Origin of the sequence: Microcoleus sp. SVA1B4 (assembly GCF_036700545.1) — a bacterium.
Lineage (GTDB): Bacteria > Cyanobacteriota > Cyanobacteriia > Cyanobacteriales > Microcoleaceae > Microcoleus.
Genome location: NZ_JAUBPB010000050.1, coordinates 17,764 through 32,621, shown reverse-complemented (window position 1 = coordinate 32,621; position 14,858 = coordinate 17,764). Strand labels below are relative to the sequence as shown.

Annotated in this window: 17 protein-coding genes; 5 read left to right on the top strand and 12 right to left on the bottom strand. The window is 43.6% G+C overall.

Going from position 1 to position 14,858, the window contains the following annotated elements:
• Positions 1 to 116: 116 nt before the first annotated feature.
• A complete protein-coding gene (gene dndD / locus QT987_RS20800) occupies positions 117 to 2,114 on the bottom strand; it encodes a DNA sulfur modification protein DndD (RefSeq protein WP_333243761.1) in 1,998 nt (665 codons plus the stop codon).
• Positions 2,115 to 2,142: 28 nt separating this feature from the next.
• On the opposite strand from dndD, the gene QT987_RS20795 reads away from it, so the two are divergent.
• Positions 2,143 to 2,295 carry a hypothetical protein gene (locus QT987_RS20795; RefSeq protein ID WP_333243759.1) on the top strand — a complete coding sequence of 51 codons (153 nt, stop codon included), beginning with the start codon at positions 2,143 to 2,145 and terminating at the stop codon, positions 2,293 to 2,295.
• A gap of 77 nt (positions 2,296 to 2,372) precedes the next feature.
• On the opposite strand, the gene QT987_RS20790 is transcribed toward QT987_RS20795, so the two are convergent.
• Together QT987_RS20790 and dndC are read right to left on the bottom strand one after the other, a co-directional pair.
• A complete protein-coding gene (locus tag QT987_RS20790; RefSeq protein WP_333243757.1) occupies positions 2,373 to 3,002 on the bottom strand; it encodes a GxxExxY protein in 630 nt (209 codons plus the stop codon).
• Between the two features lie 64 nt (positions 3,003 to 3,066).
• On the bottom strand, positions 3,067 to 4,734 hold the full coding sequence (gene dndC, locus QT987_RS20785) for a DNA phosphorothioation system sulfurtransferase DndC (RefSeq protein WP_333243754.1): 1,668 nt from the start codon (positions 4,732 to 4,734) through the stop codon (positions 3,067 to 3,069).
• Between the two features lie 185 nt (positions 4,735 to 4,919).
• Between dndC and QT987_RS20780 the strand changes: the two genes are divergently transcribed.
• Together QT987_RS20780 and QT987_RS20775 are read left to right on the top strand one after the other, a co-directional pair.
• Entirely contained in the window at positions 4,920 to 6,098 is a 1,179-nt protein-coding gene (locus tag QT987_RS20780) for a DNA sulfur modification protein DndB (protein ID WP_333243751.1), read from the top strand.
• Entirely contained in the window at positions 6,089 to 6,778 is a 690-nt protein-coding gene (locus tag QT987_RS20775) for a hypothetical protein (protein ID WP_333243748.1), read from the top strand. The genes QT987_RS20780 and QT987_RS20775 overlap by 10 nt, the downstream gene beginning before the upstream one ends.
• A gap of 1 nt (position 6,779) precedes the next feature.
• Here QT987_RS20775 and dndB read toward each other — a convergent pair whose 3' ends face one another.
• Complete coding sequence (gene dndB / locus QT987_RS20770) at positions 6,780 to 7,913, bottom strand: DNA sulfur modification protein DndB (RefSeq protein WP_333243745.1); 1,134 nt, start codon at positions 7,911 to 7,913, stop codon at positions 6,780 to 6,782.
• Between the two features lie 495 nt (positions 7,914 to 8,408).
• Between dndB and QT987_RS20765 the strand changes: the two genes are divergently transcribed.
• Positions 8,409 to 10,001 (top strand): DGQHR domain-containing protein, encoded by a 1,593-nt coding sequence (locus QT987_RS20765; RefSeq protein ID WP_333243743.1) that lies wholly within the window; start codon positions 8,409 to 8,411, stop codon positions 9,999 to 10,001.
• Between the two features lie 99 nt (positions 10,002 to 10,100).
• Here the strand turns inward: QT987_RS20765 and QT987_RS20760 are convergent, their stop codons facing one another.
• From QT987_RS20760 to QT987_RS20745, 5 genes are all read right to left on the bottom strand, one after another.
• Positions 10,101 to 10,457: a type II toxin-antitoxin system RelE/ParE family toxin gene (locus QT987_RS20760; RefSeq protein WP_333243739.1), complete on the bottom strand. Its 357-nt coding sequence runs from the start codon at positions 10,455 to 10,457 to the stop codon at positions 10,101 to 10,103.
• On the bottom strand, positions 10,450 to 10,686 hold the full coding sequence (locus tag QT987_RS20755; protein ID WP_333243736.1) for a hypothetical protein: 237 nt from the start codon (positions 10,684 to 10,686) through the stop codon (positions 10,450 to 10,452). Before QT987_RS20755 ends, QT987_RS20760 begins: the two co-directional genes overlap by 8 nt.
• A 28-nt stretch (positions 10,687 to 10,714) precedes the next feature.
• Entirely contained in the window at positions 10,715 to 10,930 is a 216-nt protein-coding gene (locus tag QT987_RS20750) for a DUF6887 family protein (RefSeq protein ID WP_333243733.1), read from the bottom strand.
• Positions 10,917 to 11,045 carry a DUF6888 family protein gene (locus QT987_RS30005; RefSeq protein WP_445299722.1) on the bottom strand — a complete coding sequence of 43 codons (129 nt, stop codon included), beginning with the start codon at positions 11,043 to 11,045 and terminating at the stop codon, positions 10,917 to 10,919. The genes QT987_RS20750 and QT987_RS30005 overlap by 14 nt, the downstream gene beginning before the upstream one ends.
• Before the next feature lie 63 nt (positions 11,046 to 11,108).
• Positions 11,109 to 12,251 (bottom strand): transposase, encoded by a 1,143-nt coding sequence (locus tag QT987_RS20745; protein WP_333243730.1) that lies wholly within the window; start codon positions 12,249 to 12,251, stop codon positions 11,109 to 11,111.
• Between the two features lie 52 nt (positions 12,252 to 12,303).
• On the opposite strand from QT987_RS20745, the gene tnpA reads away from it, so the two are divergent.
• Positions 12,304 to 12,702 (top strand): IS200/IS605 family transposase, encoded by a 399-nt coding sequence (gene tnpA, locus QT987_RS20740; protein WP_333243727.1) that lies wholly within the window; start codon positions 12,304 to 12,306, stop codon positions 12,700 to 12,702.
• A gap of 227 nt (positions 12,703 to 12,929) precedes the next feature.
• Here the strand turns inward: tnpA and QT987_RS20735 are convergent, their stop codons facing one another.
• From QT987_RS20735 to QT987_RS20725, 3 genes are all read right to left on the bottom strand, one after another.
• Positions 12,930 to 13,985, bottom strand: coding sequence for an endonuclease/exonuclease/phosphatase family protein (locus QT987_RS20735; protein ID WP_333243724.1), 1,056 nt, complete (start codon positions 13,983 to 13,985; stop codon positions 12,930 to 12,932).
• A gap of 10 nt (positions 13,986 to 13,995) precedes the next feature.
• Positions 13,996 to 14,466 (bottom strand): DNA phosphorothioation-associated protein 4, encoded by a 471-nt coding sequence (locus QT987_RS20730; protein WP_333056136.1) that lies wholly within the window; start codon positions 14,464 to 14,466, stop codon positions 13,996 to 13,998.
• A 67-nt stretch (positions 14,467 to 14,533) separates the two neighbouring features.
• Complete coding sequence (locus QT987_RS20725; protein ID WP_333243721.1) at positions 14,534 to 14,854, bottom strand: nucleoside triphosphate pyrophosphohydrolase; 321 nt, start codon at positions 14,852 to 14,854, stop codon at positions 14,534 to 14,536.
• Between the last annotated feature and the right edge of the window lie 4 nt (positions 14,855 to 14,858).

Genomic DNA, 14,858 nt, shown 5'->3' with positions numbered 1-14,858 from the left:
TAATAATGGGATGGTGGCAAAAATAAAATTTTCGCAACCATCCCATTATGATATATATACTACCGCAACTCCCCAGCAAAGTCAAGGGGGTTGCGGCTATTTTTTTGCGCGAATTTTTAGTCCCAAAAATAACCAGTTTCGACGGTGGTTTGGTGTTTGGCGGAGTCGTATTTGAGGAGGTAGCTGTGGGCGATCGCCTCCAATTCTTGCAGCTTATCATATTCTACTTTTCTAATTTCCGTGTCGGTAGAAAGCAGGATGACTTGGTGGCTGGCCGAGGGAAAATATCGTTCGACTAGGTTGTTTCTGTGGGAGGAGTCGAGGCGGCCCAAGGGAGTGTCGATCGCCACTGGCAATTGTCTCCCGGATACTCGGGCTAATCCCCACAAAAAGGCGATCGCCAGCAATTGTTTTTCCCCCGCTGAAAGTCGGTGTTTGGGTACCGGTTTGCCTTCTGGATCGTAAATAGAGAGGCTAAATGTTTGAGTGTCGATCGCAACTCTGTGCACGAGGTCGGTTTTGTGCAAGAGGTAGCGGAAACAGTCGGTAATTTCTATTTCGAGTTTGTTGAGTTTTTTGAGGGTGAGTTTTTCTTTAAAGAGTTTCAGGGTAGCTTGGGCTTTGGCGATCGAAGCGATGACGTGTTGGCTATTTCTGATGGTGATGTATTCGCTGCTGTAGTTTTCTAGTTCTTTTTGGTTTTTGGCTAATTCTCTCTCTAATTCATCGACGCGGCGGTTGGCTGATTCGCAGGCGGCGGCTGCGATAGCGACTGCTTTTTGGGCTTTTCTGACTTCTTCTTCTAGTTTTTCGTAGGCTTCGGGGGAAGCGGCGGCTGCTAGTTGTCTGTCTGTAAAGTCGATTTCTGCTTCGATGTTTTTGATTTCTTCTATTTGTTCGCGCGCTAGAATTTGCTGGGCTTTGATTTGGTAGCTAAGGAGGTTTTCTAGTTGCTGGATGCTGTTGTTGTCGGCGTTCATCCAGGGCGGCGCGTCTGTTCCGGCTTGCTGTTCGAGTTCTTGGTTTTCTTGGCGGATGAAGTCTTGAATTTTATCTAGCTGCTGGGGATTTAACGAGATTTCGGCGATATAGTTTAGAAGGCGATAGCTTCTTTGTTTAATAACATTTTGGGCAATCTTTGCTTGCTGCTGGCTGTCTTCTGTTTCTGCTTGAGTTTTTGCTTCGCTTAGCAAGGGCGAAATTAGGGCTATTGGTAGCGTGTTTGATGCCAATTCCATCATGGCTTGACGGGTTTTTTCTGCCTGATTCCTGTAGTCGTTTAGCTGTCTGTCTAGCTGACTGCGATCGGCGGCAATTTTCCCGCCTTCAGAAATAAACTTTTCTGATGCTTGTTTCTGATTTTTTTGAGCTTTCTCTAACTCATTTTTAAAGCTGGCTTGTTCTTGCTTAGCTAAGTCTATTTTATCAGTAATTTCCTTAAAACTTTGTTCGATTTTCTCTAAAGCAGCCAAGTCTTTTTTACCAGCAATTTCTTTCCGCTTGCGACCTGCTAATATTTCTAAATCGACGGCGAGGCGTTCTGCAAGTTCCAAACCTAAAAGAGATTTAATCGCCCCGACGACAAACTCTGGCGGTGTTTCGAGTTCAGCGAGTTCTTTTACTTGTTCGCCGTCAAACAAAAATAGGTTGGATATTCCAACGGGCAAAAGGGTTTCGATGTATTCGTCCCAGGTGTTAGTAATTGCTTTGTCCGACCACCAATCGCTGACTATTTCGCTGTATATGAGAATGCTTAGGTTGTCTTTGATATCTAATTTTTTCCAGTATCTAACTATTTTGAATTGAGCTAATTTGTCATCTTGGACTTGTTCAAATGTTAGTTCGACGCGGGTATCTTCTAATGGGGGTGTGTGGCGGTTGACGCATTGATTGAGAAAGTCGCTGTAGCTTAAATTGCCTCTGGTGGAACATTGGGCTCGACCACCGTAGAGGGCGAGGCGAATGGCGTCCATGAGGGTGGTTTTGCCGCCGCCATTCATGCCGCCAAATAGGATAACTGGGCAGGGATTTCCGTCTTTTTCGGGGCGGAGATTGATTGTTTGGGTGCCTGCATAGGGGCCGAAGTTTTTGAGGACGAGTTCGAGGAATTGCATTGTAGATGTTGTTGAGATGGGATGAAAGTTGGTGGGGGGGCGGTTAGCAGCGGATTTTGTAGCGGATTTAGCGGATGGGTGGTTGGTGGGGCGGCGGTTAGTGGCAGATTTGGTCGCGGATTTAGCGGATGGGTGGTTGGTGGGGCGGCGGTTAGTGGCAGATTTGGTGATCTCCCACTAATCATCCGTTACATCCGTTACATCCGTTACATCCGTTACATCCGTTACAAAATCCGCTGCTAACCGCCCCCTCCCTTGCTACCAATCAATTACATCGGTTGAATCTTCCTCTTCGTTTTGGGACTGAATGTTGGGAGGTAATGGGAGTTCGTCATCTGTTTCTTCATAGGTTCCTGCACTTCCTCTCGTCCAACCTCTGCCATTTGTTTTCGGCCGCCACAAGTATGGTTGAATGTGTTGTTGCCAGCCTTGTACGGATTTTGGTGGGAGAATGCGGTGATATTCTAATTTACTGCGACCAAAGTTGATAAATAAACCTACTTTCGCTCCTGTCGATGCTAAGTAAGCTATGATTTGAGCTTGGTCTTTATCGGTCATTGGATAATTTACGGCTTTATCTTCTACTACAATACATTCATTCACCCAATGGTCTAGATAGAGAATTCCCATCCAAACTTGACCGTCATAAATTTGTCTGGGATATTCCATTTCTGTTGTAATACTGGATTTCAGCATTTCTGCATCAAATGCTCTTTGGTAATGTTTTTCTCTTAAACCTTTTTGTGTCCTCCGGTGTACTCTCATTGCACAGCCGATGATGCTGTATGTAAGATCCTGATGGGGAATATTAGGGTCAAGCATGGTCGTAAAAATTGTGTAATTTAAACGATGGTGGTTTGTTAATGCTGCGGTTAGTTGAAAAACCATTATATGCGATCGCACGGCGGGGTGGCTGTCAACAAGTTTGGGTTTAACCGCAGGCTAGGGCGTGCTAATCGCTAGGTTTTTCCTCTCCTGAATTGGGCGGTGAAAATTTAATATCCGCCCAAGATAGCTGCCTACTTTGATTGCTGTTGCTTTCGAGTTCTTCTTTAAGTTTGGCAATATCAACCGTATCGTTTTTGGCAGAACTGTTGGTTTGGGCGATCGCATCTTTGAATTGCCGAATGTTTTCCGTCGGATTTGCTTTAATATCTTCCACCGCTTTTTTTAAATTGCGTTGATAGTGGGCGTTGCCAATCGCTTCTTCCTTCGATCGCGAACTGGTTTCAAAGCATTTGTCCAAATCCGCGTAAATGCCTGTACGGCGGGGCTTGGTGTAGTATTGGCGTTCTGTGTCGAGGAGTTTTGCCATCAATTCGAGGTGCATTTTGTCCTCGCTGCAAATCTCTTCGATCGCAGTCCATTCATCGCTACCGAGGAGTTTTCTTTCGGCGGCGGGACGGGAATCTTCAAAAGGTTCGCCCGTGACTTCTTCGTAAATCCGGGGTAAAGAATCGTCGAATTCGTGCTTTTGTTCCAGCCAAATGCGGCGGATTTCGCTAAGTTCTTCTGGGGTAATTAAGGTGATATCGCGCATTTCTAGGGGTGCGGTTTTGCGGATTTGGGTTTGTGCTTCCAAGAGTCGTCTGAGCCAGTGTTCTCGCCAGAATTTGGTGTAGGGCCCTGGGATGGGTTCGACGGAGGTTGTGTCATCGCCCATGTTGCGTTCAAACAGTTCTACTCTACCGTAAATGCGTCGGAAGTCTCTTTTTGGGCGATCGTCTTTTATGTCTAATTCGTTGCGAATATCGAGGAGAGGTTGCATCCATTCTTTTTCCTCATCGTTTTGAATCATTGCCTCCATAGATTTATCTTTATCAACCATTGTACACACCCAGCACCCAAAGCGAGAATCGCCACAGCTAGGAGTAGAAGTATCAACAACTAAAGGACACTCATTGTCTGCTGTTGCACCTCGATACATGGCCAATAAATCTTTATTGTTATTTCCCCAAGGATTGTCCCACTGCATTAGATACAGCCAAACTTCATCATCACGCCAATCCTCAATAGGGGTATAAATTAAAGAGTTAGGTAAGCGACCATTAGGACTGAGGCGATCGCGCAATCTACCTGCTTCATACTTTTTCATTGTTGCTGCACGTTTACTGCTTTCAGCCTTGCGAGTACCCAAAACAACAATAGTTTCACCATGTACTCGAACTAAATCTCGGATAAATTGATTTACAGGCTGAATTTTCATCCTATCTGTACACCACCGAAATCCATTGCGAGGCGCTGGATAGCCTTTACCAATTAAGCATACCCAGAATGTTTCTTTCACCTCTGGATGAAGCAGATGCGGAGAAACAGGCATTTTTTGCTCTTGAGCAAGTATCTTGAGCTTAGCTAAAGATTTACGTACCCAAGTCGAAATAATCGGATTTTCAGCGAAAGTATCCGTTGTAATTACATGGATAGTTTTTGTGCGTTTCTCGATCGGAAGTGCTGCTATCGCGTTCCAGATAAGCTGCAATACTGCGGTGCTATCTTTCCCGCCACTCCAACCGATTAACCAAGGTATAGCGTCTGAGCAGTATAATTCTTGAATTTCTTTAGTTAGCTCTTTTATCTCATCGAGTAACTCCTTAACAGTTCGCGGCGCAAATAATGACATCTGCTGAATTTCTATCACGTTTTAAAACCCCTATCTTGCTAATTTTTAAGTTTTATGATACAATCTGCTTGTTGGCTAGCATACTGATCCATGTGTCTTTGTTATTGGCCTTTTTGCACAATAGCATCCCTGATTCACGTACCATCAAAAAAGTTATAATAATTAAATAAGCTTTTACCCCCATTATGTCTGAAAACAACTACCCAGAGAGAGATTCGAGCCAGCGACTTGACGAGGTTCTATCGCCTTACTTTGCCAAGCACCACGAGAAAAGGTGCTATCCAGGGCTAACTTTTCAGCAGGGGCAGCGGAAAATGGTGCAAATCAATATCCCGGCTGATGACTTGCCTACTCTCCTCCTGGCCAAACCCTCAACTGGCAACGATCCTGATTCTGGTAAAAATCGCCCAGAGGTAAAGGGTCATGCTGAGGAAGTAAAACAATATATTCTTAAACGCGCTAGAAATGATCAACGCTGGATTTTGGGGACACTGACAGCAAATGTCGATCCTCAAAAAATTGAAATTATAGAATTAGGTCGGGGAATTTGTCTAGTAGTTATTCCTCGTAACGTTAAGTTAGATATTACTGATGGACAGCATCGGAAGCGCGCTATTCACGAGTTAATTGAAAGTGCTGACGGGGAGTTAATAGGTGATAATAATTTTCCTATTACGCTGGTTTTAGAGGGAGATTTTAAGCAGTGTCAGACGGATTTCCGAGATATGGCGCAGACAAAACAACTGGATAAATCATTGCTTTTATCATTCGGTGAGTTTGAAGGTGTGGTAGGTATTACCAAAAACTTACTTGACAAAGTGTTAATGTTTAAGGGAAAAACCGATAAAATCAAAACTAATCCCGACAGTAAAAGGAAACTTATATACACAACTAATTTCATAGCGAAATTGGTGAGTTGCGCGTTTACTGACGGCCCAATTGATGAACTCAAAGATTATGACGTTGCTGAATCCTCAAGTATTCTGGCTAGATGTCTTAACAATTTCTTTTCCGAATGTAGTCAGACTAGACATATTTGTGAAACCAGCGTTGAAGATTTGACAGTTGAAGATGTGAATCATTTTAAGGAATACTGTATCTTAGGTAGAAGTGTAGGGCTAGAAGTTTTAGGTCGGTTGCTCTACTATACCTATGACACAGATAGCAGCCAAGATTTTGATACTGAAAAAGTATCGGAAGTGGCACAACTGGATTGGTCTAGACAAAGCCGTATTTGGGAGGGAAATGTTGTTTTATCTAACTCCAACCTTAATAATCCAAGAGCCTCCTATAAAATAACAGCAAGTGCTAGTGCTGTAAAAATGGCGGTCGAGGCAGCAAAAGCGGAGTTAGGATGGATTTAACTAATATTATCGGCGTTCATCTGCGTGCATCTGCGGTTCTCAAATTCATCCCTCCCGCCAAACCAAATATGTCCTACAGCGACTTCAAAACGATCGACCAAGCCGTCTCAACCCTGGATCTAACCGTTGAAGACATTCCCCACTTATTCAGCCAAATTAGCCCCATCGCACCTTCAGAACGCCTCAAACAAACTCTAGACGAAGCTTTAGACTTAGCCTCAAGTATCAGCACCGAAAAAGCTCGATCGGAATTAATCATTACCCCCATTTTACTCGAAATACGGCGCACTTTCAACAACAAAATTGGCTACTTTTCCGGCAACACATTTAACGTAGAAGAGAGCAAAGGATTAACCGGGGCTTGTGACTTTCTCCTCAGCGCATCGAGCAATCAATCATTGGTGACTGCCCCAGTTTTGACATTGGTCGAAGCGAAAGACAACGATATTAGAATAGGATTGGGACAGTGTGCGGCTCAGATGGCAGCCGCTCAAATATTTAATGCCCGCAAAGGCCAAGAACAATCGGGGATTTATGGAGCAGTTTCAACGGGTACAAACTGGAAATTCCTAATTCTAGAAAATCAGTTGTTAAAAATTGATTTGACTGAATATTTTATTACTCAGCTAGACCAAATATTGGGCATTCTTGCAGAACCATTCAGACGCTATTTTAATTAGCCTAGTTTTTGGCGGCATTTGGGCGCTGCTGTGCTGCATCTGCGGTTTCTAAACCCAACCGCTTTTTCAAATAATCAGTCATCCAACTAACACTCGCCCTCGACTTAGAAATCCCCCCTTTCAACAAAATCCCCCCCTCCCAATCAGGATTATAAATCGACCAATCAACCTGCTGCAAAAGGCTCAAACGTTCCTCCCAACTCTCAGGAAAAACCGATCGCAAAGCCGCCCCAACTTCCCCCAAACTCTCAAGCACAACACTGTGACAGTGTACGCAATCCCGGCGCATTTCCCCCGCCGCTACTTGCTTGTGCAGAACTAATTGCCAATCTGGAATAAAATTGCTAACCGCATTCCAATAACTAACCGCCAGTTGTATTTTTTGAGCAAGTTCTTCCTCTTTCTGTTCTTTTTTGGTGCGAGAACCAGAGGGTTTTGCCTGTTCGCTGCGGTGAATATTAGACAGCAAAGCCATGATAGCACGATCGATCGCACTCAGCGTAAACAATTTGTGCGATCGCCCGTTCAAACTCCCCCTCTCCATCTCACTCAAACAGCGGAAAACCTCAACCTGCTTAACAACCGCCTTCACCACAAAAGCGCGATCGTCCCGGTGGTTGTAAAGTAGACCGAGCGACGCCTCCAAAGGAAGTTGAAAATTATTCAAATCAACAAACATCTGCTGCGATTTTTCCAACCCAATATCGAGAAACAAAATCAGCGCCACTGTCTCATATCCCAACTGCGGATTTTCCCTCAAAGCCATCTCAAAAGCCGCCCGCCGATGCTGTCCGTCATTAATAGTAAACTTAGCATCCATCGGCACCCGCAAGCGACCGATTTTCCGTTCTTCGGCCTCATTCCCCACAGCTTCAAAAGTAATATCCGCATCAATAGAAGCAGCAATTGCCCCACAAGTATAATTTGTAGGATTCTTAACAAAATAATCAGCAATTTCTGGAATCCTAGCTTTGTTAAGCGCGCGTTTCGCCCGCATAGACGGTGGCAAATCTTCTGATTCAAAGGGAAACAATTTCGGCAAAAAACGCACCGGACACATCGACACGTAATATTCGCGGCCCGCTTGAATGCCCCGAATTACCGGCAAAATGTATTCAAAAGAAGGAGTAGACATATTTTTTTGTTGGTTGCAGGTGCGAAGTATGAAGAAATCAGGGGCAAGTGCCATCGTCAATTCACTCGCTTCCCCGATATTCCGCCGGGGGTTGAAACCCCCGTCTCATAGCGAAAGTCGGTTAAAACCGACTAAACATAAACCTCGAAATTGATCCATATTCAGTCCTCTTCAGAGGACTTTCGCTATGAGACAGGGGTTTCAACCCCTGGCGGGCCCCGATGGTGGCGGGGTTTCAACCCCCGGCGGACTTTCGGGCTAGCGATGGGTTTTCAACCCCTGGCGGACTCAGACGGTGGCGCGTGAGACCCAGACGCATCTGCATGAAGCGCGATCGCCCCTCAGCTATTGACAAATGAAACATTCAATGATATATAAGCTTGAACTTATTAATATTTTAAGTATTTCACAATGTTTTTTTAAAAACAAGTGTTGACATAAAGTTTAATATATGATATTTTTTGAAAAAATAGCCTAATTATATAAAAACCGCAGATGACTACCCACCCAGCGGATGACCTCGCTAGCAAAATTTTAGAAAAAGAAAATAGCGACAGACAGGAAATCGCACTTTTATTAGATAATTATTTAGGAAAGGACGATCGCATTTTCGTCCAAAAAACCCAGATGGGAAACAGCGAAGCATACATCGGTTCAGTCACCCTAGAATGGTTAGACTCTCGCGTCCGTTTTGCCTCACAAATGCCGCTTTTCCGCCAAAAATTCGACCTCCAAACCAACAACATCGTCCGCGACGACGAAACCATTGACGAAATTATCCAGCGTCCCTTAGATTGGTCGCGGCAAGCCACCCTAACTCAATATTTAGCAGCCCGAAAATCGCACAAATTCCCCGCAGTTTTAGTAGTCGTCAGTCCCCCGTGGGTAGACAATCCTCTAGCCGAGGAATGGGATAAAAATGGCGTAGCAACTAAATCGGCTGCTGAATTTACATCCTTTGATAAAAACGAGAACTTAGGGCTTTTGAATGTCTCTCAAAAAGTCTCAATTTTTGCCTTAGACGGCCAGCATCGGCTGATGGGAGTTCAAGGTTTAATGAGTTTAATTAAAACCGGAATCCTGCAAAGATACAACAAAAATAAAAAACCTGTGGGCGCTGCAATTACTCTGGAAGATTTAGCAGAAGAGTATCAAATCGACCCCGAAACAGTGTACAAATTAGCTCACGAAAAAATCGGAATTGAGTTTATCCCGGCGGCGGTAGCGGGGGAAACGCGACAGCAAGCACAACGGCGCGTGCGATCGATCTTTGTGCACGTTAACCTAATGGCGGTAACGCTAAGTCAGGGTCAGCTAGCATTATTGAACGAGGACAACGGATTTGCGATCGCAGCCCGAAAAATTGCCGTCACCCATCCCTTATTAAAAGAACAAGATGACAGAAACCCCCGCGTCAATTGGGACAGCGCCACAGTTGCAGCAAAATCAACTGTCTTAACCACATTGCAAGCGCTGCAAGATATGTCCGAACGGTATTTAGAATACAAATTCCCCCATTGGAAGCCGGAACGAAAAGGTTTAATTCCCATGCGTCCCGAAGATGAAGAACTCAAAGAGGGAATTGAAGAGTTTAAAAAATTGTTCGATCATTTAGCAACTTTACCCAGCTATCAAAGAATTGAAAGCGGCGAAGAAACGACTGAATTGCGCCGATTTAGTTTTGAAAAGCCAGGGGGCGAGGGAAATATTTTATTCCGTCCAGTCGGTCAAATTGCTTTAGCTAATGCTTTGGGAATTCTAGTATTTAGAAAGAAACTTTCCCTGAAAGCTATTTTCGACAAACTCCGCAGGTACGATGTCGATGAAGGATTTAGCCACATGGACAATCCAGAGTCTGCGTGGTACGGGATTTTGTACGATCCGAACAAAAAGCGAGTGCTAGTTTCTGGAAAGGATTTAGCAACGAAGTTAATTGTATATTTGGTGGGGGGAATTCAGGACGATATGGATAGAGCTCATTTGCGGCAAGCGGTAGCGGAAGCGAGGACTTTTGAGGATAAAGCTATTAGTTTTAACGGCCGATTTGTGCAGCCGCAAGAGGTAGGATTGCCGCCGGTGCTTAGCTAAGTTTCTATGCTGATAGTGGCAGCAGTCAGGGATTGATATGTGGGGATTTTCAAGTGCGATCCCTAAATTTGGCTCCTAGTTAACGTTATTTCTTGATTATCATTGTTGCCGATTGCGGAAGCTATCGATAATGTCATTGATTTCTTCAACGGCGACCGTTTCTTGGTCAGATTTGGCATAGATGATGAGCAAGATGAAACAAGTGGTTGATGTGACTTGATAAATAATGCGATAGCCTCCACTTTTTCCTTTACTGATGTCGCTGTTTTTGGCTCTTACTTTGAATACGGTGTAGCCCGTACCGGAAATGCGATCGCCTGGACATTCGCCTGCTTGCAACTGCTGTAGGAGAGGTTGCAAGTCGGTTTGAATTTGGCGATAGCGTTTGGCGAGGGTTCGGAGTTGGCGCTTGAATTGATCTGCAAACAGAACCTGGATGCTGGGTGGTTCAGACATCAATACCATCCCAAAGTTCTGCGATCGGGTGAACTTTACCGTCTTCTACTTCCTGAAGCGCAATCCGAAGACTGTTGAGGATATCTTCTTTAGATAGCTCTTCTTCATCTTCTTGAAACAGTTGGCGCAGCGATTCTAAAATCAGGGTTTCAATGGGCAGGTTGAGTTGGCTAGCTTTCTCAAGAAGTTGCTGTTCTAGGCGATCGGTAATGGTGAGGTTAATTTGCATGGGTGTGCCTATCAATTTTATTAGATTGCTAACTATTGCTATTTCTTGCAACTTCTAACTTTCGGCGAATTGCGGCTTGAACTTTCTCATCGAAATCAGGATCGCTGGGGCTTGCAATAATCCTCAGCGGATACTGATTGATTCTATCTAAATATGCCTGAAAAGCGGCTCGATTTCCACGATGTTTAAGAAAATACTGTTTCAATTCAGTATTCGACATAGCGTTATAGTTAACTTGGCTCATCAGCAAACTCCCCGTTGGGTAAAATTTGGAACTCAAGCTCTTCATCGTACCCAGCCAATATGTATACGTTACGAGTGCGATCGTCAACACAAATCAGATGTATAGGCTGAAGCATCGTGTAGTTGAAATACTCACCGGTCTTAAGACGCGGTGATTCTTGACGCTTCATCGGGTTCTGCTAACCGTTGCTAGTCTGACAATCCCTCAGCGCCCGTTTTGAGTCGTGGCGATTCCCCATCCCGACTTTTTGTATCATTCTTGAAGCATTTTGATCTCTATCCTGCTCAATACCACAACTCAAACAAAGCACTGAACGAACAGACAAATCAATCTTGCCCCATTTAAAGCCACAGTCCGCACAAACTTGGCTAGTAGGCTCCCACCTACTAATCACTTGAAACTCTCTCCCAAACTTTTCGGACTTAGCCTCACAGAGAGTTCTAAACTCCCTCCATCCTTGCTGACTAATTGCTCTTGAGAGTTTCCGGTTTTTCACCATACCTGATACGTTCAAATCTTCCAAAATGATCACTTGGTTTTCGTTGACCACTTTGGTTGACAATTTTTGCAGGAAATCTTTACGGGTATCGGCAATGCGGTTGTGCAACTTAGCAATACTGATTCGTGTTACGTTTCTCCTTTTAGAGTCTTTCGGCTGGCGGGCTAATTTACGTTGAAGTTTCCGAATTTTCCGATCTAACTTTTTGTAATTAGGACTTTCAGCACTCTCGCCATTACTCATCACTGCAAAAGTTTTTATTCCCAGATCGATTCCGATACTTGGATTTTTGGCCTCAGAATGAATGGGTTCAATTTCTACCACGAAACTAAGAAAATAACGATTTGCACAATCTTTGATTACTGTGACCGAACTAGGTTCAGATGGTAGCGTTCTTGACCATACTGGATGAACAACACCAATCTTGGCCAAATAAACACCGTTATTTTTTAGGGAAAAACCTCCAATTCTAAATCGTGCCGACTGACTATTAGTTCTTTTTTTGAATTTAGGATAACCCACTCTACGGCCTTTTTTCTTCCCTTTACAAGAGTCGAAAAAGTTCTTGAAAGCTGTCTCTAAATCCGCTACAGATTGCTGTAGGGGGATATTAGAGACTTCGCTTAACCAAGCTCTTTCTTCGGTCTTTTTCGCTTGGGTTATCACGATTTTTTGCAGGTCTGCCGAACTTGGCTTTTTTTCAGACTGTTTGCAGAGAGCTAGACTATCGTTCCAGACTTTTCTGACACACCCAAACAGCCGAGCCAAGCTCTGCTTCTGTTCTGTCGTCGGATAAAATCTGTACTTGAATCTCGCCTTCATGGTTATACTAAATATTGGTCTGTAAATTTGATTATATGTTGGTTTGCAAGTAATGACAACTGTTTATCGTCGTGAGCGCCACTCTGTTACAGAACTTAAAATACACTTGGTCTGCGTAACAAAATATCGTCGGTCTGTGTTTACTGGCGAAGGTCTTGATTTGATTGAAAAATCCTTTCGAGAGGTAGCCCAAAAAATGAACTTTCAAATGCTAGAGTTCAATGGCGAAGGCAACCATGTTCACGCGCTGATTGAGTATCCGCCGAAATTGTCTATTTCTCAAATCGTTAACGCATTAAAAGGCGTTTCTAGTCGTCGGTACGGACAGGCTGGATACGAAAAACCCCACAAAGAAGCATTGTGGAGTCCCAGTTATTTTGCTGTTTCCGTAGGAGGTGCGCCTTTAGAAGTTTTGAAAGAATATATCAGAAACCAAGAAAAGCCGTCCTAGAAGGACGGGGCTTGTATCCCATTTTTTTTGTCAGTTGATAACTGATGCGATATAAACTCTCTAGCTGGGCAGCAGTAGGCATTTGTCAATCACTCAACCTAATACTTATTTTAACATATAGCTCAAGGAAAGTTGTATATTTATATTATCAATTTTAGCAATTTTTGTCTATAAAACACTACTACCGCTCGATAGTAGACCAAAGTTTACCTCTCAATTTATATACATTATACCGCTTCCTTTAACAAAATAAGTTCGGCTCCTACAGGCAAATGATCTGACTCCGTTGCCTCCAAAACCGAACTAGATTTAGCGCCCCAATGCTTTGAATACCAAATATAATCAATCCGGCAAACGGGATAATTCAATCTCCAATTTAACCTTTTTACCAATAAGTTAAGTTCCCAACCGTGAGGCCAGGTAAAACCAAACCCAAATCCAGATTTTCGGAAAGAATCTTGCAAGACTTTCTTTACCCTGTAATAGTCTTGAGTTTCGTCTGTCATATTAAAATCGCCCGCGACAATGACTGGCAGAGTTTCTCGCTCAACTCGCTGCACTAAGTCTTGAATTTCAGGCGATCGTTTGCCATATATGTAAACAGGAAGTTTGAAAAAACGCAATTTTCTAGCTCTGGTCAACCACGGCCCGGTAGCTTGCATATTATAAATCACTACTTCTTGTTCGTTAAATTTAATAATTGCCCGCTGCTGCGTTTCTGGATGGCCGGCTAAGTGCAGTATTTCGCTGGAGACAATCGGATATTTACTGAGAATTCCTACAGGGGGATTGCCAATTTGATAGGGGTAGTCTGCTTTTAACCAGGTGAAAGCTCTTTCGGTATGTTTACTAACGATTTCTTGTAAAAATATAAGGTCGGGTTTTTGATTCTGAATCAGTTTAGCTAAACTTGGCGACTGAGTTTTATACCAATGGACGTTATGGGATAAAATTTTGATGCTGGGGTGCGAATCTGTGATGTTTATTGGTGTGGGAGAAAAGTATTTAATGTGCAGCCAACTTATTAGGATAATGCAGGCGATTGCCGAAATAATAGTGAACCATCTTTTTTTGATGATTGACAATCCGATGATGGGAAGCAGGAAAGTTGGGAATAAAATTAAGGGAATAAAAGTGGTAATTAAGGCAATAACTCCTATTCTATCCCAAAGGATTAGTTTGAGAATGAAATAGCAGATCATGAATACTGAGTAGCCGTAAGCGAAAAATTTGGCAGATTCCTTAAGCCCTTTCTTTACGATCTCTGCTAGTACATACTTCATTGGGCACCTATTAAAATAAGAACTTGCTTAAATCGAATTCTTCATTTGACCGATGTTGGTTGTCTCTTTCAGAAATCAAAACCAACAACAGGCGATCGGTATAATCCGCCGCACCCCGCAACTCTTCTCGCAATATTTCCAGTCCACCATTAGCATATTCTTCAAAAATTTGCAAGCGTTCTGCTTCCAATTTTTCGTCGAGATGGGAGAGAATTTGAGGATTTTTGGTTTCGGCGATCGCAATTAACTTAATCGCCATATCGTAACCCCTGGATACAAAAATATCAACATCTATCGCCCCTGGTTCTCGTTTAGAAATTTCCCCCAAAGGCGATCGTTTTTTCCGCTGCTTTCCCAAGGATGCGGCGAAAGCGATGACATCGGCGTAAGTCTGGAAAGGGCCAGTGTGGTTATCCAATAAAGTTAATGATTTGACTAACTCCGCTTTATCTTTAGCAATTCTAATTTTGTTAGCAGCCATTGCCATAATATCTAGTTTCTAATTATAATACATCTCGCAAATATCCAACACTGGGCGCAGGGCCAATTCACAATGTCCGCAACAACATAATTTTTTGTGCAAAACCTCCTCTTGCTTCGCGCCGCTTCATTTGTTCCGCCAAAAGTCGATCGCCCGAAATGCCAAAACTCGCCATCACCGCATCTATCACCTCATACAAATCCGCCAATTCCGCCACCAAATCTTCCTCGTGGGCGGAAGCTGCTTCCCCCGCTTCTTCAATCAATTTCTGCAGCAAAGCTTGACGGTATTCTGCCTCCGACAAAATTACAAACTCGCATTCATTCCCGCTTTTACGAATAATTTCAGGAATGCGATCGCGAACCAACTTATGATACTGCTTTTCCACGTCA

Excerpts from the sequence above, each read along its gene's own strand:
- QT987_RS20735 (WP_333243724.1), bottom strand. The coding sequence starts at position 13,985 with ATGAAGTATGTACTAGCAGAGATCGTAAAGAAAGGGCTTAAGGAATCT.
- QT987_RS20775 (WP_333243748.1), top strand. The coding sequence starts at position 6,089 with ATGGATTTAACTAATATTATCGGCGTTCATCTGCGTGCATCTGCGGTT.
- QT987_RS20745 (WP_333243730.1), bottom strand. The coding sequence starts at position 12,251 with ATGAAGGCGAGATTCAAGTACAGATTTTATCCGACGACAGAACAGAAG.
- dndB (WP_333243745.1), bottom strand. The coding sequence starts at position 7,913 with ATGTCTACTCCTTCTTTTGAATACATTTTGCCGGTAATTCGGGGCATT.
- QT987_RS20790 (WP_333243757.1), bottom strand. The coding sequence starts at position 3,002 with ATGGTTTTTCAACTAACCGCAGCATTAACAAACCACCATCGTTTAAAT.
- dndD (WP_333243761.1), bottom strand. The coding sequence starts at position 2,114 with ATGCAATTCCTCGAACTCGTCCTCAAAAACTTCGGCCCCTATGCAGGC.
- QT987_RS30005 (WP_445299722.1), bottom strand. The coding sequence starts at position 11,045 with ATGCTTCAGCCTATACATCTGATTTGTGTTGACGATCGCACTCGTAAC.
- QT987_RS20760 (WP_333243739.1), bottom strand. The coding sequence starts at position 10,457 with ATGTCTGAACCACCCAGCATCCAGGTTCTGTTTGCAGATCAATTCAAG.
- dndC (WP_333243754.1), bottom strand. The coding sequence starts at position 4,734 with ATGTCATTATTTGCGCCGCGAACTGTTAAGGAGTTACTCGATGAGATA.
- QT987_RS20730 (WP_333056136.1), bottom strand. The coding sequence starts at position 14,466 with ATGGCTGCTAACAAAATTAGAATTGCTAAAGATAAAGCGGAGTTAGTC.
- QT987_RS20750 (WP_333243733.1), bottom strand. The coding sequence starts at position 10,930 with ATGAGCCAAGTTAACTATAACGCTATGTCGAATACTGAATTGAAACAG.
- QT987_RS20765 (WP_333243743.1), top strand. The coding sequence starts at position 8,409 with ATGACTACCCACCCAGCGGATGACCTCGCTAGCAAAATTTTAGAAAAA.
- QT987_RS20755 (WP_333243736.1), bottom strand. The coding sequence starts at position 10,686 with ATGCAAATTAACCTCACCATTACCGATCGCCTAGAACAGCAACTTCTT.
- QT987_RS20780 (WP_333243751.1), top strand. The coding sequence starts at position 4,920 with ATGTCTGAAAACAACTACCCAGAGAGAGATTCGAGCCAGCGACTTGAC.
- tnpA (WP_333243727.1), top strand. The coding sequence starts at position 12,304 with ATGACAACTGTTTATCGTCGTGAGCGCCACTCTGTTACAGAACTTAAA.